The organism is Asticcacaulis sp. AND118, assembly GCF_020535245.1.
Classification (GTDB): Bacteria; Pseudomonadota; Alphaproteobacteria; order Caulobacterales; family Caulobacteraceae; genus Asticcacaulis.
Genome location: NZ_CP084910.1, coordinates 2,267,940 through 2,288,671 on the forward strand (window position 1 = coordinate 2,267,940; position 20,732 = coordinate 2,288,671).

Sequence of the window (20,732 nt, forward strand, 5' to 3'; positions counted from 1 at the left end):
CGGCGCGCCACCTCCCCATGCCTTCGGCACAGGGAGGAGAATCATTTCCGACCGATGCGCTTGATTTCCCAGTGCAGGTCGATGCCGAACTTGTCCTTGACCTCGGCGCGCACCGTGTCGCCCAGCCCTTCGAGATCGGCCGCCGTAGCGTCTTCGGCATTGATCATGAAGTTGGAATGCAGTTCCGAAAACTTGGCCCCGCCGTAGAGCTTGCCGCGCCAGCCCGCCTCATCGACCAACTTCCATGCCGAATGACCTTCAGGGTTCTTGAAGGTCGAGCCGCCGGTCTTTTCACGGATCGGCTGGGTGGTTTCGCGTCGCGCCGTGATAGCCTCCATGCGCTCGGTCACGGCCTCGACCGTGTCCGCCGTGCCGCGATAGAGCGCGCCGACATAGATCAGCCCTTCCGGTTCGGAATGGCGGTACGAATAGCCCATGTCCGCAAGGCTCAAGGTCACGCGCTCGCCCGACCGCGTCAGGGCATAGGCCTCGATCAGCACGTCCTTGGTTTCCGAACCGTAGCACCCGGCGTTCATCACCAGAGCGCCGCCGATGGTGCCCGGCACGCCGCGATAGAACTCAAGCCCGGCAATGCCGGCCTGCGCCGCGACCTTGGCCACCTGCGCGTCCAGCGCGGCGGCCCCGGCATAGATCTCGTTATGGCCGCGCGCTTCGACCTGAGCGAAGGCCCGGCCCAGACGCACGACCACGCCCTCCAGCCCGCCATCACGCACCAGCAGGTTCGAGCCCACGCCGATCGGCGTCACCGGCACGGCAGGGTCGAGGCCCTTAAGGAAGTCTGACAGATCGGCCTCGTCTTCGGGCAGGAACAGCACATCCGCCGGGCCGCCGACGCGAAACCAGGTGAAGGGCGCCAGTTCGGCATTCTTTACGATCTTGCCGCGCACGGCGGGAAGATTGTCAGTCCAGGAGGTCATTCCGCAGCCAGCCCTTCCAACTGCGTCGGCAGCGCATAGGCCCATTGCGTGATGTCGCCGGCGCCGAGGCAGACCACGATATCGCCGTCCTTCGCCTCAGCAGCGACGAGGCCAGCCAAAGCTGCCGGGTTGTCCAGCCCCACGGCATTGCGGTGGCCGTGACGATGCAGGGCGGCGACCAGATCGTCCTTGCTGACGCCTTCGATCGGTTGCTCGCCCGCCGAATAGACGTCGGCGACGATCACCTTGTCGGCGTCGTGGAAGCAGGTCGAAAACTCGGTCATCAGGTCGCGCAGGCGGGTATAGCGGTGCGGCTGAACCACGGCGATGACGCGGCCTTGCGAGACCTGACGCGCGGCCTTGAGCACGGCGGCGATTTCGACCGGGTGGTGACCGTAATCGTCGATGATGCGCACGCCATTGACGATACCCGTGGTGGTGAAGCGGCGCTTGACGCCGCCGAACGCACCCAGCCCCTTGCGCACATCCGCCTCGCTGACACCCAGTTCGCGGGCGATGGCGATGGCAGCCGTGGCGTTCGACACGTTGTGGTTGCCGGTCATGGGCAGTTTAAGACCGGCCCAGGTAAAGGGCTCGACACCCACCGGAGAGAAGACCACGTCGAAGGTCGCGCCTTCGGGCCCGAAGTCGATATGGGTGCAACGGACCTCGGCCTGCGGCGAGACGCCATAGGGGATCAAACGGCGATTCTCGACCTTGGCGGTCAGGGCCAGGACTTCCGGATGATCGACGCAGACGGCGGCGAAACCGTAGAAAGGGATGTTCTCGACGAAATCGACAAAACCCTTCTTCACCGCTTCAAAATCGCCCCAGTGATCGAGGTGCTCGGCGTCGATATTGGTGACGATGGCCAGCGTCGATTTCAGGCGCAGGAAGGAACCGTCAGACTCGTCGGCCTCGACCACGATCCAGTCGCCGTCGCCGACCTTGGCATTGGTGCCGTAGGCGTTGATGATGCCGCCATTGACCACGGTGGGATCGAGGCCGCCGGCGTCGAGCAGCGCCGCCACCATCGAGGTCGTCGTCGTCTTGCCGTGCGTGCCGCCGACCGCGATGGAGAATTGAAGGCGCATCAGTTCGGCCAGCATCTCGGCGCGACGCACCAGCGGGATGCGGCGCGAACGGGCGGCCACCATTTCCGGATTGTCTGGCTTGACCGCCGTCGAATAGACCAGCGCCGAGACGTCGTCACTGACGTGGGCGGCGTCGTGGCCGATGAAGATGGTCGCGCCCAGCTTCTGCAGGCGCTCGGTATTGGCCGAGGCCTTGGCGTCCGAGCCCTGCACCTTATAGCCGATCTTGATCATGATCTCGGCAATGCCGCTCATGCCGATGCCGCCAATGCCGACGAAGTGCACGGGCCCGAGGTCGAAGGGCGTGGGGCGAAGCTTGGCAGGTGAAATCATGGAGGCGTGGACTCAACGGCAAAAGGAAAGTGTTCTGCTTTAGAACACCGTGGCAGAGGTGTCACGGAGGATTTTTCAGCTACCGTCGCGTCGGATCAGATAGGAACAGATCGGATTTGATGCTATTGTGAGCGGAAAATGCAGGAGCATCCCATGGCCAAGTTTTCCATCTCCATGACCGACCGCATGGCTGAAACCGTTCAACGCCGCGTCGAAGCCGGCGACTATAACAATGTCAGCGAATATTTCCGCGATCTGGTGCGCCGGGACGAGGAAAAGCAGGCCGCCGAAGACCGCCTGCGCGACATGCTGGACAAGGCGGAAGCGAGCGGGTTCAGTGAGACAACCTTTGATGAGATCTGGAACGAAGCCGAAGAACGCTACCTGAAACGTCAGGAAGCGAAAAAGCATGGCTGATGTCGTACTTGGCGATGAAGCGGGCCGCGATCTGAAGTCCATAGCGCAATACACGCTGGACAAGTTCGGCTACGATCAGGCGCGCAAATATCGCTATGAACTCTATGAGACCTTAAGTTTGCTGGCCAAAAGGCCCGGCATAGGCGCATCGTGCGAACAGATCAGGAAGCAGGCGCGGCGTTTCTCGCATCTCTCGCACATGATCTATTATCAGCCTTTGGACGGCGGTATTCTCGTGCTGCGCATCCTGCACCACTCACAGGATCCGCTGCGTCACCTTTAGTCTTTCGGCTCTCCGGCGGCCTCGGCGGCCGCGCCATGATCGCCCAGCACCTCACCGACATAGAACTTCATCACCAGCGTATGGGCCACCACGGTCAGCGGCGTAGCGAACAGCACACCCAAAGGCCCCAGCAGCGAACCGAAGCCCAGAACGGCGAACAGGGTCAGCACGGTCGGCACGGCGGCCACGTGCTTTTGCACCATCGGCGTGATGATGTTCGACTCAAGCTGCGACACGCCGACATAGATGACCAGCGCCGCGACAAAGGTCGTCATATTCTCGGACGCCGCCAGCAGCAGGCCCGGCCCCGCCGAAACCACCGGCCCGACGATGGGCACGAACTGCGCCAGACCCGACATCAGGCCCAGCGCCCCCGCCGAGGGCACGCCGGCAATGCTGAGCCCGACGGCCGTCAGCGACCCGACCAGCACCATCGAAAACAACTGCCCCAAAAGCCACAGGCGCAGCGCCTTGCCACTGAGGTTCAGCCCGTCGCGCACGCGCTCCTTCTGCGACTTGGGGAACAGCCGCACCACGCCGTCGCGATAGCTGCGCGGCTGCATGGCCATGAAGATGCCGGCCACCACCACCACCACCAGATTGGCGATGGACGAAGCGATTTCCCCGGCGATCTTGGGCACCAGCGACAGGACGCCGGACGCCTTCTGGCTCAGCATATTGATCTGATCGAGAATCGTGGCCCCGACATCGGAACCGCGCAGACGCGCCTGAAGCTGCGCCCAGGCTTCGGGCAGTTCGCGCGACAGGTTGTTGGTCTGACGCACGATCTCGCTGCCGAACAGCCAGCCCGACGCCACCAGAAACACCACGAGGAACAGCAGCGCCAGAAGCACCGCCCAGCTATCCTTGAGCTTGAGATATTTGACCAGCGGCTCGGCCGTGGCGCGCAGGACGGTCGCCACCACCACGGCGCCGAACACCAGCAGCCATATGCCGATCAGCTTCAGCGCCAGCAGGCTCAGGCCCACGACCAGCAGCAGGAACAGCGTCTTCTGCACAAAGCCGGCATCGACAGTCTTACGCGAAAAGAACATGGGCCTCCCCAGATATACTCAAAGCCCGATCTAAGCGGCGCATCGATAAGGAAACAATTATTCCGACCTTTTGCGCTTCACCGTGCGCTCGACCAGATCGGCCAGTAGCTGCGCCGCGTCGGGCCGGGCGACCGCTCTGGCGGCTTCGGCGCGTTTTTCAAGGCCGTCGGCCCCTTCTTCGATCAGGGCGCGGATGGCTTCGCTCAGGCTTTCGGCGGTCACATCGTCCTCGCGCAGCACCACGGCGGCCCCGGCCTCTTTCAGCACGGCGGCATTGTGAGTCTGATGGTCGTCGGCGGCGATCTTCAGCGGGATGAGGATGGACGGCTTGCCCGCCACGGCCAGCTCGGAGCAGGTCGAAGCCCCCGAACGCCCGACGACGATATGGGCGCGCCCCAGACGCTCGGCCATATTGTCGAAGAAGGGCGCGACCTCGGCCTCGATCCCGGCCTCGGCATAGACCTTGCGCGCAAAGTCGATCTGCTCGGCGCGGGTTTGCTGCTCGACGCGCAACTGGATACGCAGGGATACGGGCAAAAGCGCCAGCGCCTGCGGCACGGTTTCGGAGAGGATCTTCGCCCCCTGCGACCCGCCGGTGATCAGCAGGCGGATGGCCTTGTCGAGCGGCGGGTAGGGCTGGTCATACAGGGCGCGGATGTCCGGACGCACCGGATTGCCGACCACCTGCACCTGCCCTTCCAGCACGGCGGGGGCCATTTTCAGAACCGGAAAGGCGCAGGCCACGGCATCGACCCTGGCGCAAACCTGACGGTTGGAACGGCCCAGCACCGAGTTCTGTTCGTGCAGCAGCGTCACGTCCTGCCGCGACAGGGCCGCCATCAGCGCCGGATAGGAGGGATAGCCGCCGAAGCCGATCACCGCCCAGGGCTTGAGACGCTTGAAGGCCTTGCGCGCCTGCTGCGTGCCGGTGAAGATTTTCAGCGCCGCCCTGGCCATGCCGATGACATCGCCGCGCTTGAAGGTCGCGGCCTCCAGCGACAGGCGCTCGATCGCCGGGAACTTTTCGGCATAGGCCGCCCCGCGCGTGTCCGACGCCAGCACCACCTGCCAGCCGCGCTTGATTAATTCGCGCGCCAGAGCCTCGGCCGGGAACATATGCCCGCCCGTCCCGCCTGCGGCCACCACGGCCAGCGGCGTTTCGGAGAGAGGTTTGGGTTTTTTCTTGCTGGCCATACGAGATCGGTTCTTCATTTCAAAGTAAGTGGCGGGTCAGGTGCGCCGTAATGGCGGATATGTCCGGAAAATGAGGATTGGAATTAACGCAGGACACTTCCGACAGTCGTTCGATTAGAGGCGCACCGTTGCCGATGTCAAAGCCCTTTAATTCACCACCACCAATTAGCTGGAGAGACCCTATTATAGAGGCCTCCGGCGGGACAACACTTGGGCGTAAAGGCCGACCTAATGCATCATAGAAGCTGTATTCGCCTGCATAAATATCAATAACTTCCAAATCGCGTCTTACATTATCGAAAGTCTCAAACACCGAAAGACTGCGGTCATCCAGAACAGCGAATACTGGATATTTTGTCATGCGATAAGCCTCCAGATGCCCCCTCTCCCCGTTCACGGGGAGAGGGCTGGGGTGAGGGGCTATTGAAATGGCGACCCGTTATGACAGGGCTATTGCCCCTCATCCGCCGCTTCGCGGCACCTTCTCCCCGTAAACGGGGAGAAGGACATTGTCACCACTGCGTATGGTCGTCCGGCTCGATTTCTGCAGGACGTTTGCGCGTCAGGGCCAGGATCAGCCCCATGGTCAGCCCCATCGCCATCAGCGACGACCCGCCATAGGAGATGAACGGCAGAGTCATGCCCTTGGGCGGAATGACCTGAAGATTGACGCTGATATTGATCAGCACCTGCATCCCCAGCAGGATATAGAGGCCCGATGTGGCGATCTGACGAAAGGCGTCCGGCATGGCCATGGCCTTCCACAGGCCGCGCAGCACGACAAACGCAAAAATAGCGATCAGCAGCAGCGACATCCACAGGCCGTACTCTTCCGCCGCCACCGAATAGATGAAGTCGGTGTGCATGTCGGGGATAAGCCGCTTCATCGTGCCTTCGCCGACGCCCGTGCCGGTCAGCCCCCCATTGGCGATAGCGGCGGCGGCGCGTTCGACCTGAAAACGGTCGCCGTCCGGGCCGATAAAGTCCTGAATGCGGTCACGGAAGTGCGGCAGGATGAAGTACAGGCTGCCCAGTCCGGCCACACCGGCGCCCGACAGGCCGACGATCCAGCGCATCGGCACGCCCGATATATAGAAGCACGCCCCGAAGGCCACGGTGATCAGGATCGACTGCCCCACATCCGGCTGGATCAGCAACAGCGCGATGCACAGGGCATAGAGACAAAAGGCGATGGTCACGCCCGGCACGCCCTTGCCCTTCTGCCCTTCGGCGAACATCCACGACACCAGCACGATCAGGGCCGGCTTGAGGAATTCCGAGGGCTGGAGGCTGAAAAAACCAAGATCGAGCCAGCGGCGGCCCCCCTTGGAGGTGTGCCCGATCAGCGGCAGCATGGCCATGATGAAGATGGCCCCGCCGTAGATGGCGACGCTGGCCCGCTTCACCCCTTTCAGCGAGAACATCGAGATACCGAGCATCATCGCCACCGAGGCGAAGGCGAACAGCACGTGGCGCTGGGTGAAGTAAAATTCGTTGGCGATGCCGACCTTGGGCGCGGCCACCGGCGACGACGAGAAGGAGAAGACCAGCCCCGCAAAAATCAGCAGCAACACAAAGCCGAGGGTCAGTTTATCCACCGTCCACCACCACATGGCCATGGGCGAGCGGTCGGTGCGCGTAAACGGATGGGCGAAGCCGGTGTTCATGGGCGGGTACGGTTCTGCAAGGGAAAACACGCCCCGCGAACTCTCAGGACGTTTGGCCCAGAGAGTCCCGAAACGCGGTTAATACCGGGTTAAGATTTGCCCGCAGACGGCATTTATCCTCTCGGGTATCCTCGCTCCCGACGATGGGCGGACAATGGGGTTTTCCTTCCGGAGACCGCCATGCCCCTGCATCTCGACCTGTCCGCCCTGCCCGCCCCGCTCAAAGCCCGCATAGCCCGCGCCACCGGCCATGCCGCCATCGTCGCCCGCTGGAACCGCGACCACGCGAACGGCGACCCGCGCTGGCTGGCCTATATGCTGGCCACGGCCTTTCACGAGACGGCGGGCACCTGCCTGCCCGTGCGCGAAACCCTGGCCAAATCCGACGACGCAGCCATCGCCCGTCTTGAGCGCGCCTTCGCCGCCGGACGCCTGCCGTGGGTCAGGACGCCCTACTGGCGCAGGGACGCAGACGGAAAGTCATGGCTGGGGCGGGGCTTGGTGCAGATCACCCACCGCGCCAACTATGCCCGTCTGGGCAAGGCGATCGGCGAAGACCTGCTCAGCGATCCCGACCGCGCGCTGGATAGGGAGGTGGCGCTGAGCATCCTGTTCACCGGCATGATCGACGGTCTGTTCACGGGCAAGAAACTCGCCGACTGTTTCACCACCCGCCATAATGACTGGACCGGCGCGCGGTACATTATCAACGGCCGGGAAAGCGCGGAAACCGTGGCCGGATATGCGAAGTCTATGTATAAGGCGCTCAAACCGGCCCCCTGAGCAAGACTCCGCTTGCCACGCCAAACCTTTTCCTGTAATGCCCCGCTCTTCCTGACCTGCCGGGCCACTGACATGCCTTGGCGGGTGCTAACTCTATAAAGAGGACGGCGTTACCCGCGCCGCACATGAAATGTCAAAACTGAAGACCAAGTCGGGCGCCAAAAAGCGTTTCCGTTTCACGGCCTCGGGCAAGGTGAAGGCTGGCGTCGCCGGCAAGCGCCACCGTTTGATCTCGCACAACAGCAAGTATATCCGTCAGAACCGCGGCACGTCGGTCATGTCGGCTGCTGACACCGTGAAGATCAAATCCTACATGCCCTACGCCTAAGGAGAACGTGAACAATGGCACGCGTTAAAAGAGGCGTAGTTTCTCACGCCCGTCACAAAAAAGTTCTGAAGCAAGCCAAGGGTTTTTACGGTCGCCGTAAGAACACCATCCGCACGGCCAAGGCCGCTGTGGACAAGGCCGGCCAATACGCCTACCGCGACCGCCGCGTCAACAAGCGCAACTTCCGCGCCCTGTGGATTCAGCGCATCAACGCCGCGGCCCGCGTCGAAGGCTTCACCTACTCGCAGTTCATCCACGGCCTGAACGTCGCTGGTATCGAACTGGACCGCAAGGCTCTGGCCGCTCTGGCCGCCAATGACGCTCCGGCCTTTGCGGCCGTGGCCGAGAAGGTCCGCGCGGCTCTCGCTGCCTAAGCGAAGACGGCGTAATCTCCTTACAGAGATACCCGAACACACGGAAACCCCGCACCGGCAACGGCGCGGGGTTTTTCGTTTCTTCTCCTCCCCTGCAAAGCGGGGGATGAGAAATACAAAACTGTCATGCCCTAGCGTTATGCCGTAGGCTTCGATATGGAGCCGCACCATGACCAGCCGCCGCACCTTCCTCAGCGCCGCCTTAGCCGCCTCGCTCGGCGGCCTGCCCCCGGCGATTGCCCGCGCGCTGGACATCCCGGCCAACACCCGCACCGGCACGATCAAGGACGTCGAGCACGTGGTCATCCTGATGCAGGAGAACCGCAGCTTCGACCATTATTTCGGCGCGATGAACGGCGTGCAGGGCTTCGGCGACCGCTTCGCCATCCCCACCGCAAAAGACCGCACCGTCTTCGCCCAACCGCGCGAAGACGACGCCACGCGCCTGATCGCGCCGTTTGCGTTGAACACCGCGCAAGACTTCCGCCTGATGCGCGTCGAAGGTACACCGCACAGCTTCAAGGACGCGCAGGCCGCCTGGGACGAAGGCCGCATGAGCCACTGGCCGAAGTCCAAACACAATCACGCCATGGCGCATTTCGAACGCGCCGACCTGCCGTTCCAGTACGCTCTGGCCGAAGCCTTCACCCTGTGCGACGCCTATTTCTGCGCCATGCATTCGGGCACCAATCCCAATCGTGTCTTCCACTGGACCGGCAAAAATGTAGGGCCGAACGGTCCCGTGATCGATAACGGTTATGACGAACTGAAAGCCGATCCCAAGGGCCACGGCGGCTACGACTGGACCACCTATCCGGAGCGTCTGGGCGCGGCGGGCATCGACTGGCGCGTCTATCAGAACATGAAGGACAACTTCACCGACAACCCTCTGGTCGGGTTCAAGACCTACCGCGCGGCCGATAAGGCCACATCGGGCAAGCTGGCCGACCTCGCCGATCGGTCTGTGCGCACCCGCGACCTCGACAAGCTGAAAGAAGACGTGCTGGCCGGCAAGCTGCCGCAGGTATCGTGGATCGTCGGCACAGCCGAAGGCTCCGAGCATCCCTCGACCTCTTCGCCGGCGCAGGGCGCCGACTATACGGCGAAGGTGCTCGACGCCCTGACCGCCAATCCGGACGTGTGGGCCAGGACGGTGCTCCTGATCAATTTCGACGAAAACGACGGCTATTTCGACCATGTGCCGCCGCCTGCCCCGCCGTCGCTCGACAACACGGGCCAGCCGCTGGGGTCGTCGGATGTCGATGCGAGCGCCGAATACCATCAGGGCGACGACGCCTACAAAAACCGCCCCTACGGCCTCGGTCCGCGCGTGCCCCTGTACGTCATTTCGCCGTGGTCGAAGGGCGGTTACGTCGCCTCGGAAGTGTTCGACCACACCTCGGTCATCCGCTTCCTTGAGACGCGCTTCGGCGTGCCGGAACCGAACATTTCGGCCTGGCGGCGCGCCGTGTGCGGCGATCTGACCTCGTGCTTCGACTTCAGGACGCCCAACGATCAGCCGTTCTTCGCCCACCTGCCGCGGACCGGCGCACAGGCCGACAAGGCGCGTAAACTGGGTGGAGAAACCAAGCCCAGAACGCCCGACGCTCTCACCGCGCCGGTGCAGGAACAGGGCCAGCGTCCGCGCCGGGCCACGCCCTACGCACTGGGGAGCGTTGTCGCCGATGGCCATCTGATCTGCGTCAACAATAGCGCGAACAGGGGCGCGAACAGGGGCGCGGCGGTCTTCCACGTCTACGATCTCGACGATCTGAGCGCCGCACCGCGCCGCTTTACCGTAACGGCGGGCAAGGTCGCCAGGCACCGGCTCGCCGATAAGCCGGTGCGCCTGTGGATCAACGGCCCCAACGGCTTTCATCGCCGCTTTGAAGGCTTGGCGAGCTTCACCGCCGAATGGGGCCCGAAAGGCTTCGAGGTCACCAACCGCACGGCGCAACCGCTCAAGATCGAGGTGCGCGACGAAGCCTATGGCCGCGCGACGCTGAGCTACGATCTGCAAGGGCATGAGACGCGCATCGTGCCGGTCGGCGCGGCGCAAAGCCACGGCTGGTATGATTTCACGATCACCGGCAAGAGCTACGTCGTGCGCTGCGCCGGCCATGTCGAAGACGGCCAACCATCGCTCTCCGATCCGGCCGCCTTCGGCACGGCGAAATTAGCGGTTTAAATCTCCTCCCTGTTGCGCAGCAATGGGGAGGCGGCATTTTGAGCGTAAGCGAAAATGACGGAGGGGGACGACTCCATTCACCCCAAAGATCGCGGCCTTGGTTCGTTTATGCGTTATCCCCCTCCGTCACGCCTTCGGCGCGCCACCCCCCCATGCCTTCGGCACAGGGAGGAGAAGGCGGTGCCGATTTCACGCTCCGCCTCATGTTTATCCGAAAAGTGGCTTCCACTTTTCGGCATGAGGCTCTAAACACACGGCGACCTGTTTTCCCCCGTGAGACCATGAGCACCTATTCCGATCTGGCCGCCGAAATCGAAGCCGAAATCCTGACCGCGCAAGACCTTGCTGCGCTCGACGCCGTGCGTGTGTCGGCGCTGGGCAAGACCGGGCGCATTTCCGGCCTGCTGAAAACCCTGGGCGCCCTCCCCCCCGAAGAGCGCAAGGCCACCGGCGCCGCCATCAACGCCGTGCGCGATTTCATTCAGGCCGCGCTCGACGCCCGCAAGGACGTGCTGGAGGCCGAGCACCTCAGCCGCCGCCTGCAATCCGAGCGCATCGACCTGTCCCTGCCCGCCGCGCCCCGCGCCAAGGGCGGCGTTCACCCGACCATGCAGGTCATGGACGAGATGGTCGCCATCTTCGCCGAAATGGGCTTCTCGGTCGCCGAAGGCCCGGACATCGAAGACGACTTCCATAACTTCACCGCGCTGAACTTCCCGGAGAAGCACCCGGCGCGCGAAATGCACGACACCTTCTTCTTCAACCCCGATGAAAACGGGGTGAGGAAACTGCTGCGCACGCACACCTCGCCGGTGCAGATCCGCTCGATGATCTCAGGCAAGCCGCCTTTCCGCCTGATCGTGCCGGGCCGCGTCTTTCGCAACGACTCCGATCAGACCCACACGCCGATGTTCCATCAGATCGAAGGTCTGGTCATCGACAAGACGGCGCATATGGGCCACCTGAAATGGGTGTTCGACACCTTCCTGTCGCGTTTCTTCGAGACCGACACCGTCATCACGCAGTTCCGCCCGCACCACTTCCCCTTCACCGAGCCGTCGGCGGAAATGGACGTCCGCTATTCGCGCAACGGCGCGGAGATCAGGATCGGCGACGGCGACAAGTGGATGGAAATCCTCGGTTCCGGCATGGTGCACCCGAACGTGCTCACCGCCTGCGGCCTCGATCCGGACGAATATCAGGGCTTTGCCTTCGGCATGGGCGTCGATCGTCTGGCCATGCTGAAATACGGCGTGCCGGACCTGCGCGACATGTTCGCCGCCGATACGCGCTGGCTGTCGCACTACGGCTTCAGCGGGTTCAGCGCGCCGAACCCGGCAAGCGGTTTGTCCTAAGAGATTCAAAGGCAAGGGGGCACGGCCCCCTTGACCCCAATACAAAGTCAAGAACATGAAATTCTCCCTTAGCTGGCTTAAAGATCACCTCGACACCGACGCCGACATCCATGCGGTCGCAGCGGCTATGACCGCCGCTGGTCTTGAGGTCGAGGACGTCTCCGATCCTTCGGCAAAGCTCGCCCCCTTCACCGTGGCCAAGGTGATTGAGGCCGCCCGCCACCCCAATGCCGACAAGCTTCAGGTGCTTCAGGTCGACACCGTCGACGGGCGCAAGGAGATCGTCTGCGGCGCGCCGAACGCCCGCGCCGGCCTGACCACCGTCTACGCTCCGATCGGCGCTTACGTGCCGGGCCTCGACGTCACGCTGGTCGAAAAGCCGGTGCGCGGTGTCGTGTCGAACGGCATGATGTGCTCGGCCGCCGAACTGGAACTCGACAGCGACTCCGATGGCATTATGGAACTCAGCGACAACCTCGCCGTCGGCACGCCGGTCACCGAAGTCTTCGGCGTCGAACCGGTCATCGACTTTGAAGTCACTCCCAACCGTCCCGACTGGCTGGGCGTGCACGGCATTGCCCGCGACCTTGCCGCCACGGGTCTGGGGGCCTTCAAAGACGCGCCCATCCCCCCGGTCAAGGGCCTCTTCCCCTGCCCCATCACGGTCAAGGTCGACGGCGACGCCTGCCCGATCTTCTCCGGTCGCGTCATCCGTGGTGTGAAGAACGGCCCGTCGCCCAAGTGGCTGGCGGACAAGCTGACCTCGATCGGTCTCAAGCCCATTTCGGCGCTGGTCGACATCACCAACTACCTGTCGTTCGACCGCGCCCGCCCGCTGCACGTCTATGACCTGAACAAGCTGTCGGGCACGGTGATTGAGGCCCGCCTCGGCCACGACAACCCGCAGGCGGAAGGCGCGCACGCCCACGCGCACGAGCAACTGATCGCGCTGGACGGCAAGACCTACAGCCTGACGCCCGATGTCTGCGTCATCGCCGACGCCAATGGCGAACGCCCCATCGGCATCGGCGGCGTCATGGGCGGCGAATCCACCGGCGTCGATGTCGACACCGTCGACGTCTTCCTCGAATCCGCCTGGTTCGACCCGATCCGCACGGCGCAGACGGGCCGTCAACTGACCATCACCTCCGATGCGCAGTACCGCTTCGCGCGCGGCGTCGATCCGGAATTCGTCGTGCCCGGTCTGGAACTGGCTACGCAGTTGATCCTCGACCTGTGCGGCGGCGAGCCTTCGGACGTCATCGTGACCGGTCAGGCCCCGGCGCGCAAGCCCGACGTCGCCTTCGATCCGGCCTATGTGGCGCAACTGACGGGTCTCGACGTGCCGCATGATAAGGTCGCCGACATCCTGACCGCGCTGGGTTTCGGCGTCACCAAAGGCAATCCGTGGACCGTCTCGGTGCCGTCCTTCCGCCGCGACGTGGACGGTAAGGCCGATCTGGTCGAAGAAGTCGCGCGCATCTTCGGCTTCAACCACATCCCGTCCACGCCGCTGCCGACCGTCACGCCCAGGAATGGCGGCATACTGACGCCGCCGCAGGCCCGCGCCCGCACGGCCCGCCGCGCTCTGGCCGCCTTCGGCTATGCGGAGGCCGTCACCTGGTCCTTCATGCCGCAGGGCTACGCCAAGCTGTTCGGCGGTGGCGACGACGCGCTGGTTCTGGCCAATCCGATCGCCTCGGAACTGAACTGCATGAGGCCGTCGATCCTGCCCAACCTGCTGGAGGCCGCCGGCCGCAATGCGGCCAAGGGCTATCACGGCGCGCAGCTATTCGAGATCGGGCCGGTCTATTTCGGCCTCGAACCCGACGGTCAGAAGACGGTCATCACCGCGCTCAAGGCCCCGGCCAAGGCGCGTCATTGGGGGGCGCTTTCTAGCGATTCCGGCGGCGAAGACGCCCTGTTCGCGCTGAAGTCCGACCTTTTGGCCCTGCTCGAAGAGCTGAACGTGCCGGTCGCCTCGCTGCAACTGGTACAGGGGTCGAACAATAGCTGGTGGCATCCGGGCCGTTCGGCGCGCCTGCAACTGGGGCCCAAGACCGTACTGGCCGAATTCGGCGAACTGCATCCGTCGGTGCTTAAAGCGCTGGATCTGGATGGCGCTTACGTCGGTTTTGAAATCCGCCTCGACCTGCTGCCGCAGCCGAAGGCCAAGGCTGGCAAATCGAAGGGCGCGCTGACCCTGTCCAACCTGATGCCTCTGTCGCGCGACTTCGCCTTCCTCGTGGCGGCGGATGCGGCGTCGGGCGAACTGGTGCGCGCCATCAAGGGTGCGGACAAGCTGCTGATCGCCGACGCCCGCGTCTTCGACGTCTATCAGGGTCAGGGCGTGCCGGAAGGTCAGAAGTCGCTGGCGGTCGAAGTCACGCTGCAACCGGCGGACAAGACCCTCACCGAGCCGGAAATCGACGCCGTGTCGCAGAAAATCGTCGCCGCCGCGAACAAGGCCGGTGCGGTGCTGCGCAGCTAAGATTCTCCTGCTGCATCACTCCTCCCCAGCTTTGCTGGGGAGGGGGACCGCACGAACTTGCGCAGCAAGTGAGATGTGGTGGGGGGGGGCTTACTAAATTTCATCAGACTGAGCAGGTGGACGTATCGCAAGATACCCCACCACCATCTTCGCTACGCTCGATGGTCCCCCTCCCCATCAAAGATGGGGAGGAATGATAGAGGTTACGGCCGCATCACCTGACGGCGGTAGAGATACGCGGCGATCAGCAGCCCTGCCCCCGCCATCCCCGCCATCACCCAGTACCCGCGCCCGCCCAGCGCGTCGTAAACCGGTCCGGACGCCAGGGTCGACAGCCCCATCATCACCCCCGTCACCCATGCGGCGTTCAGCGTCTGGGCCAGGCTTTCAGAGCCCTTGGGCGCCATGCGGTTGACCAGATCGAGCCCCGCCAGATAGCAGGCGGCGAACGAAAAGGCGTGCAGGGTCTGCAATGGCCACAACGCCCAGGCCGGCGGCGCGAAGCCCATCATAAACCAGCGCAGCGTGCTCAGTCCCGCCGCCGCCACAAGAAGCGTCCACGAACCGAAGCGGTTCCTCAGCCGAAAGCCGAACATAAGGAACAGCACCTCGGCCGCCACCCCCGCGCCCCACAGATAGCCGCTGGTCGCCCCGTCCAGCCCCTGCGACTTCCAGATGATGGTCGAGAAGCCGTAATAGAAGGCGTGGGCTCCCTGCACGCAGCCCATAGCGGCCAGCAGCAGGACGAAGACCGGATTGGCCAGCAGTTCGCGGATGCGCTGCGCCCCGGTCTGCTGCGGCAGATAGGCCGGGGCGCTGTCCGTTGCGGTGGGGCCTTCCTCGATATGGCGCGGCGCCCGCGGCAGGACGGCCCATGCGGCGCCGGCGGCCAGAAAGCACAGCACCACGACCCAGATGACGACGAGATCGACCCCGATCCAGTTCAGGCCGTAACCCACGGCGATATTGGCGGCGATAAACGAGGCCGAGCCGACCGCGCGCGGCCCGGTATAGTTGAAGGCCTCGCGCTTCGACATCTGGATGGTCATGACGTCGAGCAAGGGGCTGATCGAGGTGATGCAGCTATAGCCGACCGCCCAAAGCGCCACGAACAGCCAGAACCGCGCGTCTCCCGCGACCGGCCACAGCATCAGCCCGCCATAGGCCACCCCGCCGGCGATCGCCAGCCGGATCATCGGCGAACGGAACAGCGGGAACTTTTCGGCCCACACGCCCATGATCGGCCCCGTCACGGCGCGCAGCAGCAGCGGCAGGGCCAGAATGAGCCCGATCTGCGCCCCGCTCATGCCCTTGGAGGCAAACCACAGCGGCATGTACGGCAGGCTCGCGCCCGATCCGATGAAGATCAGGGCGTAGAAAAGGCTCTGCCGCCGCACGGTGGTGAGTCGGAATAGGCTTGAATCCACACGCATATTGGGTCTTTGATCGGCGGCAACCGCCACAGCCTGTTTCATAAGTTTCCTCATGACCGATCAAGCCGTCGTCACATTGCCAAGAGGTCTCTATCCGGAGATCGAACCTTACGACACCGGCTATATGCCGACGGAGGGGAAACATCAAATCTATTATGAGCAAAGCGGTAATCCGCAAGGGATTCCGGTGGTGGTCGTCCACGGCGGCCCGGGCGGCGGATCCAGCCCGAACCTGCGCTGCTATTTCGATCCGAAAGCCTATCGCATCATCCTGTTTGATCAGCGCGGCTGCGGTAAGTCGCGCCCGCACGCCTCACAGGATCTGTCGCTGGAGGATAACACCACCTGGCATCTGGTTGCCGATATGGAAGCCCTGCGCCACCGGTTAGGGATCGACAAGTGGGTAGTGTTCGGCGGCTCGTGGGGCTCGACCCTGGCGCTGGCCTATGCGCTGACACACACGGCGCAGGTCTCGGCCCTGATCCTGCGCGGCATTTTTCTGGTGCGCAAGAGCGAACTCGACTGGTTCTATCAGGGCGGCGCGGCCAATCTGTACCCCGACCTGTGGGAGCGTTTCGTCGCCCCCATACCTGAGGCGGAGCGCGGCAATCTGCTGGCGGCCTATATCAAACGCCTCAATAGCGAGGACGAGGCCGAGCGCGTGCGCTGCGCCCTGGCGTGGTCGGGCTGGGAAGGCGACACCCTGTCGATCGAGGGGCCTTCGGAAGCGCCGTCGAAATTCACCGATCCGGACTTCGCCGTGGCCTTCGCCCGCATCGAGTCGTGGTATTTTCAGAACGGCGGCTTCTTCGACAGCGACAACTGGATTCTGGAAAATATCCACAAACTCAAGGACATTCCCGCCTGGATCGTTCAGGGGCGTTACGACGTGGTGACGCCGATGACCTCGGCCTGGGACCTGCATCGGGCATGGCCGGAAGCGAAGTTCAATCTGGTGCGCAAGGCCGGGCATTCCTCGTCCGACCCCGGCGTGCTGGACGGCCTCGTCGCCGCGGCGGACGAGGCCCTGCGCGTCCTGGCTTAGGCGCTGGCCCGTGACTGGGTGCGCAGCCAGACGCAGTAGACGACCGTCAGCAGCACACCTGCCGCCATCGCGCCGGTGCCGAAGATCATGGCCATGTCGAGCGGCGCGAAGGCCCAAAACCCGGCATAGATGAGACCTGTCACCACCATCATCCAGCCGGCGAAGCGATTGATCTGACGGCCATAGACGCCGGGAACGATCTTCTTGGGGGCCAGATTGCCGTAATAGGCCGCCATGATACCGTTCATGGCCACGACCCGCAGCGTCGTTTCCTGATCGATATAGCCGCGCGAACGGGCAAGGCTGGCCAGCAAGGCCACCCCGATCATGACGCCGGCCCAGGCCAGCGCTACAAGGATTTCCTTTTTCATTGCGAAACCTCCACTTTTGGGGCTGCGACCGCTGGCGTCTCCACACCGAGGCCGAACGAGTTGGCAAAGCCCAGCAAGGCCTCTTCGAGCACCGAGAGCTTCAGGTGATAGATGACGGATTTGCCGGATTTTTCCGCGTGAACCAGATCGGCTTCCTTCAGCACGGCGAAGTGCGCCGACATGGTGGGCTTAGAGACATCGAAATGGTCGCACAGTTCCCCTGCGCTCAGGGGACCGCCCTGCAGGAGTTGCAGCACGCGGCGGCGCGTCGGATCGGAAAGGGCTTTGAAGACCTGGCTCATAATTCGATAATTAGCTAATCATCAAATTTATGTCAAGCCCCGACTTCGGGCCTACATCTTCTCGCCGGGCAATTGGCTGGCCTGCCTGATCCAGTCGGCAAACTGCGCCGCGTCGAACTTGTCCTCGTAGATGTCGTAGTAACGCACCTCGGCCTGTTTCGACTTGCCCGGCGGCACCGGGTCGAGCGACGCGCCCCGGAAGAAGCTGACCTTTATATACTTGGCGAAACAGTGGAACCCGGTGAACCACACGTCCTTTTCGTTGCCGTAGAAGGGTGTGTTCCATTTGACCGCCTTCTCGACGCCCGGAACGGTTTCTTCGATAATGGCGTCGATGCGCGCCCCGATGGCGCTCTTCCAGCCCGGCATGGCGGCGATATAGGCCTGCACCGGCGCATCGCCGTAGCCCTTGGCGATCTGCGGATTGCCACCGGAGAGACGCCTGGGTTCGTTTTCGGTCATGGCTACCCCTTCTGTGGGATTCTGACTTCGAACGATGTGCCCGACGGTCCTGTATCGATCAGCTTGACGTCGCCGCCATGCGTCTGGGCCAATTCGCGCGCAATGGCCAGCCCCAGCCCGGAGCCGCCCGGCGTCAGCGAGGTCGAAAACGGCTGGAACAGCTTGTCGCGGATACGTTCCGGAATGCCCGGCCCGTTGTCGCTGAGCACCAGAATCACCTCATCCGCCGCCTTGACCGCGCTCAGCGTCACGCGGCCAACCGTCTTGCGGTTCGGCTGGTTCTCGATGGCCTGACGCGCATTACGCATCAGATTGACCAGCAGGCGATGGACGTGGTCGGGATCGGCCTCGAAGAAGAAGCCCTGCTCGGCCTTGAGCGAAAAACGCACACGGTCCGGCGTGCGGGCATTGAGCGCCAGACCGGCGTCTTCGGCGGCGGCCTCCCCCAGATCCTTCAGCCGGATGATCTGGATGCGCGGCGGAATTTCATCCGTCTTGCCGTAGTTGAGCACGTTCTGCGCCAGGGTCAGGGCGCGGTCGAGCGCCCGTTCCAGACGCGGCAGGGCCTTGGTGACGTTCGGATCGCCGGAATAGGCCAGACGCTCGGACGCCATCTGCGCCGCGGTCAGCATGTTGCGCAGGTCGTGGCTGATCTTCGACACCGCCTGCCCCAGCGCCGCCAGACGCGCACGGGTACGCAGGGCATGGCCGACGTCCTGCTGCATCTTGAACAGTTCTTCTTCAATCTGCCCGATCTCGTCGTGGCGGCCCGACAGTTGCGGCGCCGCGGCGGCGTCTTCCGGGTTTTCCTTGAAACGGGCGATCGAGCGCGTCAGTTGCCGCACCGGCCGCACCACGAAGAAGGAAAGCGCGGCGAAGATCAGGGCACCCGCCACCAGTGAAATCAGTAGCGACAGGCGCAGGATCGAGCCCAACTGTCCGCGCAGTTCCTGTTTCAGCGGTTCGGCCGGCACGACGATCTCGATAATGTCGGTGCCCTTGCGCACCTTGGGCACGGCCTCGGTGCGGATCAGACGATCTTCGCGCCCGGACAAGGTCTTCCACGGCCCCCAGAGATAGGTGATGTCGTCGCTCAGGCCGCGTTGCAGGTGACGGATGTCGATGACGTCGGGTTCGACCGTGGTCGCCGGATCGCGCAGCACGAACTGCACCCCGCCGCTTTGCAAGGCGAGATAAGACGCGCCGACGCTGTTGAGCAACTGGCTCGACAATTCGCGCGACACCGCCCCTTCGGCCGAGGCATCGAGCGCCAGAGAGGCGATCTCGGCCTGACGCACGCGGTCGATCAGCCAGCGCTCCTGATAGGCGGCGAGAGTCGGCACCATGATGATGACCACCATCACGGCGACGAAAACCGCGGTCAGGGCCAGCAAATGCCCGGACAGGCCGCTGAAAAAGGAACGCAAATCCTTGCCGCCACGCTTCAGATGCGGTTTGAGCGCCCGCCAGCGTCTGATCAGGAAGGCCTGAAGGTTCTGATTATGCCATTTGCGCCGCCGGGGCGCGCCGGCAACGCCCTCCCCCTCTTCGCGCCACAACCCGTCAAGGGACACGCGAAAGCGCTGACCCGGCGACAATCTGTTGCGGGGCGCTTTGTCGATAACGGTGTCAGTCAGGTCGGTCGGCATTCCGCTCTGGCATTCGCTTGTGGAAACACATATTAACACAATTATGTGAAGGCCGGGCGCGAAATCATGTCGCGGCGGAAAGTTTCTTGCCCGGAAAGTTTCTGCGAAACTTTCTCAGACCCCTGTGAAAGATTCTGCACAGCCCCGCGTGAATCCGCATCCCCAGCCATTGACAAGGCTGCGCTCACGGTTTAGTGACGCGCCTCTTCTTTCAACGATGGCTCGCTCAGTCAGGGTTATCGTGTCCAAACCCCGGAGCTACAACCGTGAAACGCACTTATCAGCCGAGCCGTCTCGTTCGCAAGCGTCGCCACGGCTTCCGCGCGCGCATGGCCACCAAGAATGGCCAAAAAGTCGTCGCCCGTCGCCGTGCCAAGGGCCGCAAGCGCCTGACTGCCTGATCGCAGTCGGATACCGACATCGAAAGAGGCCCTTGAAGCGATTCGAGGGCCTCTTTTGCTATTTATTCCTCCTCCCTTGTGAGCGCAGCGATACGGGGGAGGTGGCGCGAAGCGCCGGAGGGGGCTAAACCCAGCTTCGGACTCCCCCTCACCCGGCACCGACCCTTCGGCTCGGTTGCCACCCTCTCCCCCACGGGAGAGGGGATGATCTTGAGCATGACCTTTCCCGTCCTGAAAAACCGCAGCGATTTCCTGGCCGCCAGCAAGGCGTCGTATCAGGCGCGCCCCACTGTGGTCGTTCAGGCGCGCTTTCGCAACGACGGGGACGACACCATCCGCATCGGCTTCACTGCCACCAAAAAGACCGGCGGCTCGGTCGAGCGCAACCGCGCCAAGCGCCGGATGCGCGAAGCCGCCCGCGCGCTTTTGCCCGAACTGGGCCGCCCCGGCCACGACTATGTCTTCATCGCCCGCGACGCCACCAAGTCCTGCCTCTGGCAAGGTTTGCTTGACGATGTCAAACGCGCCCTGATAAGGCTGTCGCCCAAAGTTTAACCCCTCTTCAGAGT

Annotated in this window: 22 protein-coding genes; 11 read left to right on the forward strand and 11 right to left on the reverse strand. The window is 63.5% G+C overall.

Annotated features, from left to right (window positions below):
- Window positions 1-41: 41 nt before the first annotated feature.
- Window positions 42-938, reverse strand: coding sequence for a UDP-N-acetylmuramate dehydrogenase (gene murB / locus LH365_RS10945; RefSeq protein ID WP_226743667.1), 897 nt, complete (start codon window positions 936-938; stop codon window positions 42-44).
- Window positions 935-2,365, reverse strand: coding sequence for a UDP-N-acetylmuramate--L-alanine ligase (gene murC, locus LH365_RS10950; RefSeq protein WP_226743668.1), 1,431 nt, complete (start codon window positions 2,363-2,365; stop codon window positions 935-937). The genes murB and murC overlap by 4 nt, the downstream gene beginning before the upstream one ends.
- 153 nt (window positions 2,366-2,518) lie before the next feature.
- Here murC and LH365_RS10955 point away from each other — a divergent pair, with 153 nt between their 5' ends.
- A complete protein-coding gene (locus tag LH365_RS10955; RefSeq protein ID WP_226743669.1) occupies window positions 2,519-2,782 on the forward strand; it encodes a type II toxin-antitoxin system ParD family antitoxin in 264 nt (87 codons plus the stop codon).
- Entirely contained in the window at window positions 2,775-3,065 is a 291-nt protein-coding gene (locus LH365_RS10960) for a type II toxin-antitoxin system RelE/ParE family toxin (RefSeq protein ID WP_226743670.1), read from the forward strand. The genes LH365_RS10955 and LH365_RS10960 overlap by 8 nt, the downstream gene beginning before the upstream one ends.
- Here LH365_RS10960 and LH365_RS10965 read toward each other — a convergent pair.
- From LH365_RS10965 to LH365_RS10980, 4 genes are all read right to left on the reverse strand, one after another.
- Window positions 3,062-4,120: an AI-2E family transporter gene (locus LH365_RS10965; protein ID WP_226743671.1), complete on the reverse strand. Its 1,059-nt coding sequence runs from the start codon at window positions 4,118-4,120 to the stop codon at window positions 3,062-3,064. The genes LH365_RS10960 and LH365_RS10965 overlap by 4 nt on opposite strands.
- 57 nt (window positions 4,121-4,177) lie before the next feature.
- Window positions 4,178-5,314, reverse strand: coding sequence for an undecaprenyldiphospho-muramoylpentapeptide beta-N-acetylglucosaminyltransferase (murG, locus tag LH365_RS10970; protein ID WP_226743672.1), 1,137 nt, complete (start codon window positions 5,312-5,314; stop codon window positions 4,178-4,180).
- Between the two features lie 19 nt (window positions 5,315-5,333).
- Entirely contained in the window at window positions 5,334-5,675 is a 342-nt protein-coding gene (locus LH365_RS10975) for a hypothetical protein (protein WP_226743673.1), read from the reverse strand.
- 151 nt (window positions 5,676-5,826) lie between these two features.
- Entirely contained in the window at window positions 5,827-6,981 is a 1,155-nt protein-coding gene (locus tag LH365_RS10980) for an FtsW/RodA/SpoVE family cell cycle protein (RefSeq protein WP_226743674.1), read from the reverse strand.
- A gap of 180 nt (window positions 6,982-7,161) precedes the next feature.
- Here LH365_RS10980 and LH365_RS10985 point away from each other — a divergent pair, with 180 nt between their 5' ends.
- From LH365_RS10985 to pheT, 6 genes are all read left to right on the forward strand, one after another.
- Window positions 7,162-7,764, forward strand: a complete 603-nt coding sequence (locus tag LH365_RS10985) for a glycoside hydrolase family 19 protein (protein WP_226743675.1) — start codon at window positions 7,162-7,164, stop codon at window positions 7,762-7,764.
- A gap of 130 nt (window positions 7,765-7,894) precedes the next feature.
- Window positions 7,895-8,092, forward strand: coding sequence for a 50S ribosomal protein L35 (gene rpmI / locus LH365_RS10990; protein ID WP_023462006.1), 198 nt, complete (start codon window positions 7,895-7,897; stop codon window positions 8,090-8,092).
- Window positions 8,093-8,106: 14 nt separating this feature from the next.
- The gene (rplT, locus tag LH365_RS10995) at window positions 8,107-8,466 is read left to right on the forward strand and encodes a 50S ribosomal protein L20 (RefSeq protein ID WP_226743676.1); all 360 of its coding nucleotides are present in this window, start codon (window positions 8,107-8,109) and stop codon (window positions 8,464-8,466) included.
- A 169-nt stretch (window positions 8,467-8,635) separates the two neighbouring features.
- Complete coding sequence (locus LH365_RS11000) at window positions 8,636-10,654, forward strand: phosphocholine-specific phospholipase C (protein ID WP_226743677.1); 2,019 nt, start codon at window positions 8,636-8,638, stop codon at window positions 10,652-10,654.
- A 281-nt stretch (window positions 10,655-10,935) separates the two neighbouring features.
- Complete coding sequence (gene pheS / locus LH365_RS11005; RefSeq protein WP_226743678.1) at window positions 10,936-12,009, forward strand: phenylalanine--tRNA ligase subunit alpha; 1,074 nt, start codon at window positions 10,936-10,938, stop codon at window positions 12,007-12,009.
- Window positions 12,010-12,064: 55 nt separating this feature from the next.
- The gene (gene pheT, locus LH365_RS11010; RefSeq protein WP_226743679.1) at window positions 12,065-14,500 is read left to right on the forward strand and encodes a phenylalanine--tRNA ligase subunit beta; all 2,436 of its coding nucleotides are present in this window, start codon (window positions 12,065-12,067) and stop codon (window positions 14,498-14,500) included.
- A gap of 203 nt (window positions 14,501-14,703) precedes the next feature.
- On the opposite strand, the gene LH365_RS11015 is transcribed toward pheT, so the two are convergent.
- Complete coding sequence (locus LH365_RS11015; RefSeq protein ID WP_226743680.1) at window positions 14,704-15,933, reverse strand: MFS transporter; 1,230 nt, start codon at window positions 15,931-15,933, stop codon at window positions 14,704-14,706.
- A gap of 52 nt (window positions 15,934-15,985) precedes the next feature.
- On the opposite strand from LH365_RS11015, the gene pip reads away from it, so the two are divergent.
- Window positions 15,986-16,978, forward strand: coding sequence for a prolyl aminopeptidase (gene pip / locus LH365_RS11020; RefSeq protein ID WP_226743681.1), 993 nt, complete (start codon window positions 15,986-15,988; stop codon window positions 16,976-16,978).
- Here the strand turns inward: pip and LH365_RS11025 are convergent.
- Genes LH365_RS11025 through LH365_RS11040 form a run of 4 tightly spaced genes read right to left on the reverse strand, consistent with a single transcriptional unit; the run spans window position 16,975 to window position 19,762 of the window.
- Window positions 16,975-17,349, reverse strand: coding sequence for an ammonium transporter (locus LH365_RS11025; protein WP_226743682.1), 375 nt, complete (start codon window positions 17,347-17,349; stop codon window positions 16,975-16,977). The genes pip and LH365_RS11025 overlap by 4 nt on opposite strands.
- Window positions 17,346-17,651, reverse strand: a complete 306-nt coding sequence (locus LH365_RS11030; protein WP_226743683.1) for an autorepressor SdpR family transcription factor — start codon at window positions 17,649-17,651, stop codon at window positions 17,346-17,348. The genes LH365_RS11025 and LH365_RS11030 overlap by 4 nt, the downstream gene beginning before the upstream one ends.
- Window positions 17,652-17,702: 51 nt before the next feature.
- Window positions 17,703-18,113: a DUF1801 domain-containing protein gene (locus LH365_RS11035; protein WP_226743684.1), complete on the reverse strand. Its 411-nt coding sequence runs from the start codon at window positions 18,111-18,113 to the stop codon at window positions 17,703-17,705.
- Between the two features lie 2 nt (window positions 18,114-18,115).
- Complete coding sequence (locus tag LH365_RS11040) at window positions 18,116-19,762, reverse strand: HAMP domain-containing sensor histidine kinase (protein ID WP_226743685.1); 1,647 nt, start codon at window positions 19,760-19,762, stop codon at window positions 18,116-18,118.
- 266 nt (window positions 19,763-20,028) lie between these two features.
- Between LH365_RS11040 and rpmH the strand changes: the two genes are divergently transcribed.
- Both rpmH and rnpA read left to right on the forward strand, forming a co-directional pair.
- On the forward strand, window positions 20,029-20,163 hold the full coding sequence (gene rpmH / locus LH365_RS11045; protein WP_013479320.1) for a 50S ribosomal protein L34: 135 nt from the start codon (window positions 20,029-20,031) through the stop codon (window positions 20,161-20,163).
- Between the two features lie 216 nt (window positions 20,164-20,379).
- The gene (gene rnpA / locus LH365_RS11050; RefSeq protein ID WP_226743686.1) at window positions 20,380-20,718 is read left to right on the forward strand and encodes a ribonuclease P protein component; all 339 of its coding nucleotides are present in this window, start codon (window positions 20,380-20,382) and stop codon (window positions 20,716-20,718) included.
- The last annotated feature ends 14 nt before the right edge of the window (window positions 20,719-20,732 follow it).

What these genes read in the sequence shown, in the direction of transcription:
- murB (WP_226743667.1), bottom strand. Translation starts at nt 938, where the DNA reads ATGACCTCCTGGACTGACAATCTTCCCGCCGTGCGCGGCAAGATCGTA.
- murC (WP_226743668.1), bottom strand. Translation starts at nt 2,365, where the DNA reads ATGATTTCACCTGCCAAGCTTCGCCCCACGCCCTTCGACCTCGGGCCC.
- LH365_RS10955 (WP_226743669.1), top strand. Translation starts at nt 2,519, where the DNA reads ATGGCCAAGTTTTCCATCTCCATGACCGACCGCATGGCTGAAACCGTT.
- LH365_RS10960 (WP_226743670.1), top strand. Translation starts at nt 2,775, where the DNA reads ATGGCTGATGTCGTACTTGGCGATGAAGCGGGCCGCGATCTGAAGTCC.
- LH365_RS10965 (WP_226743671.1), bottom strand. Translation starts at nt 4,120, where the DNA reads ATGTTCTTTTCGCGTAAGACTGTCGATGCCGGCTTTGTGCAGAAGACG.
- murG (WP_226743672.1), bottom strand. Translation starts at nt 5,314, where the DNA reads ATGGCCAGCAAGAAAAAACCCAAACCTCTCTCCGAAACGCCGCTGGCC.
- LH365_RS10975 (WP_226743673.1), bottom strand. Translation starts at nt 5,675, where the DNA reads ATGACAAAATATCCAGTATTCGCTGTTCTGGATGACCGCAGTCTTTCG.
- LH365_RS10980 (WP_226743674.1), bottom strand. Translation starts at nt 6,981, where the DNA reads ATGAACACCGGCTTCGCCCATCCGTTTACGCGCACCGACCGCTCGCCC.
- LH365_RS10985 (WP_226743675.1), top strand. Translation starts at nt 7,162, where the DNA reads ATGCCCCTGCATCTCGACCTGTCCGCCCTGCCCGCCCCGCTCAAAGCC.
- rpmI (WP_023462006.1), top strand. Translation starts at nt 7,895, where the DNA reads ATGTCAAAACTGAAGACCAAGTCGGGCGCCAAAAAGCGTTTCCGTTTC.
- rplT (WP_226743676.1), top strand. Translation starts at nt 8,107, where the DNA reads ATGGCACGCGTTAAAAGAGGCGTAGTTTCTCACGCCCGTCACAAAAAA.
- LH365_RS11000 (WP_226743677.1), top strand. Translation starts at nt 8,636, where the DNA reads ATGACCAGCCGCCGCACCTTCCTCAGCGCCGCCTTAGCCGCCTCGCTC.
- pheS (WP_226743678.1), top strand. Translation starts at nt 10,936, where the DNA reads ATGAGCACCTATTCCGATCTGGCCGCCGAAATCGAAGCCGAAATCCTG.
- pheT (WP_226743679.1), top strand. Translation starts at nt 12,065, where the DNA reads ATGAAATTCTCCCTTAGCTGGCTTAAAGATCACCTCGACACCGACGCC.
- LH365_RS11015 (WP_226743680.1), bottom strand. Translation starts at nt 15,933, where the DNA reads ATGCGTGTGGATTCAAGCCTATTCCGACTCACCACCGTGCGGCGGCAG.
- pip (WP_226743681.1), top strand. Translation starts at nt 15,986, where the DNA reads ATGACCGATCAAGCCGTCGTCACATTGCCAAGAGGTCTCTATCCGGAG.
- LH365_RS11025 (WP_226743682.1), bottom strand. Translation starts at nt 17,349, where the DNA reads ATGAAAAAGGAAATCCTTGTAGCGCTGGCCTGGGCCGGCGTCATGATC.
- LH365_RS11030 (WP_226743683.1), bottom strand. Translation starts at nt 17,651, where the DNA reads ATGAGCCAGGTCTTCAAAGCCCTTTCCGATCCGACGCGCCGCCGCGTG.
- LH365_RS11035 (WP_226743684.1), bottom strand. Translation starts at nt 18,113, where the DNA reads ATGACCGAAAACGAACCCAGGCGTCTCTCCGGTGGCAATCCGCAGATC.
- LH365_RS11040 (WP_226743685.1), bottom strand. Translation starts at nt 19,762, where the DNA reads ATGCCGACCGACCTGACTGACACCGTTATCGACAAAGCGCCCCGCAAC.
- rnpA (WP_226743686.1), top strand. Translation starts at nt 20,380, where the DNA reads ATGACCTTTCCCGTCCTGAAAAACCGCAGCGATTTCCTGGCCGCCAGC.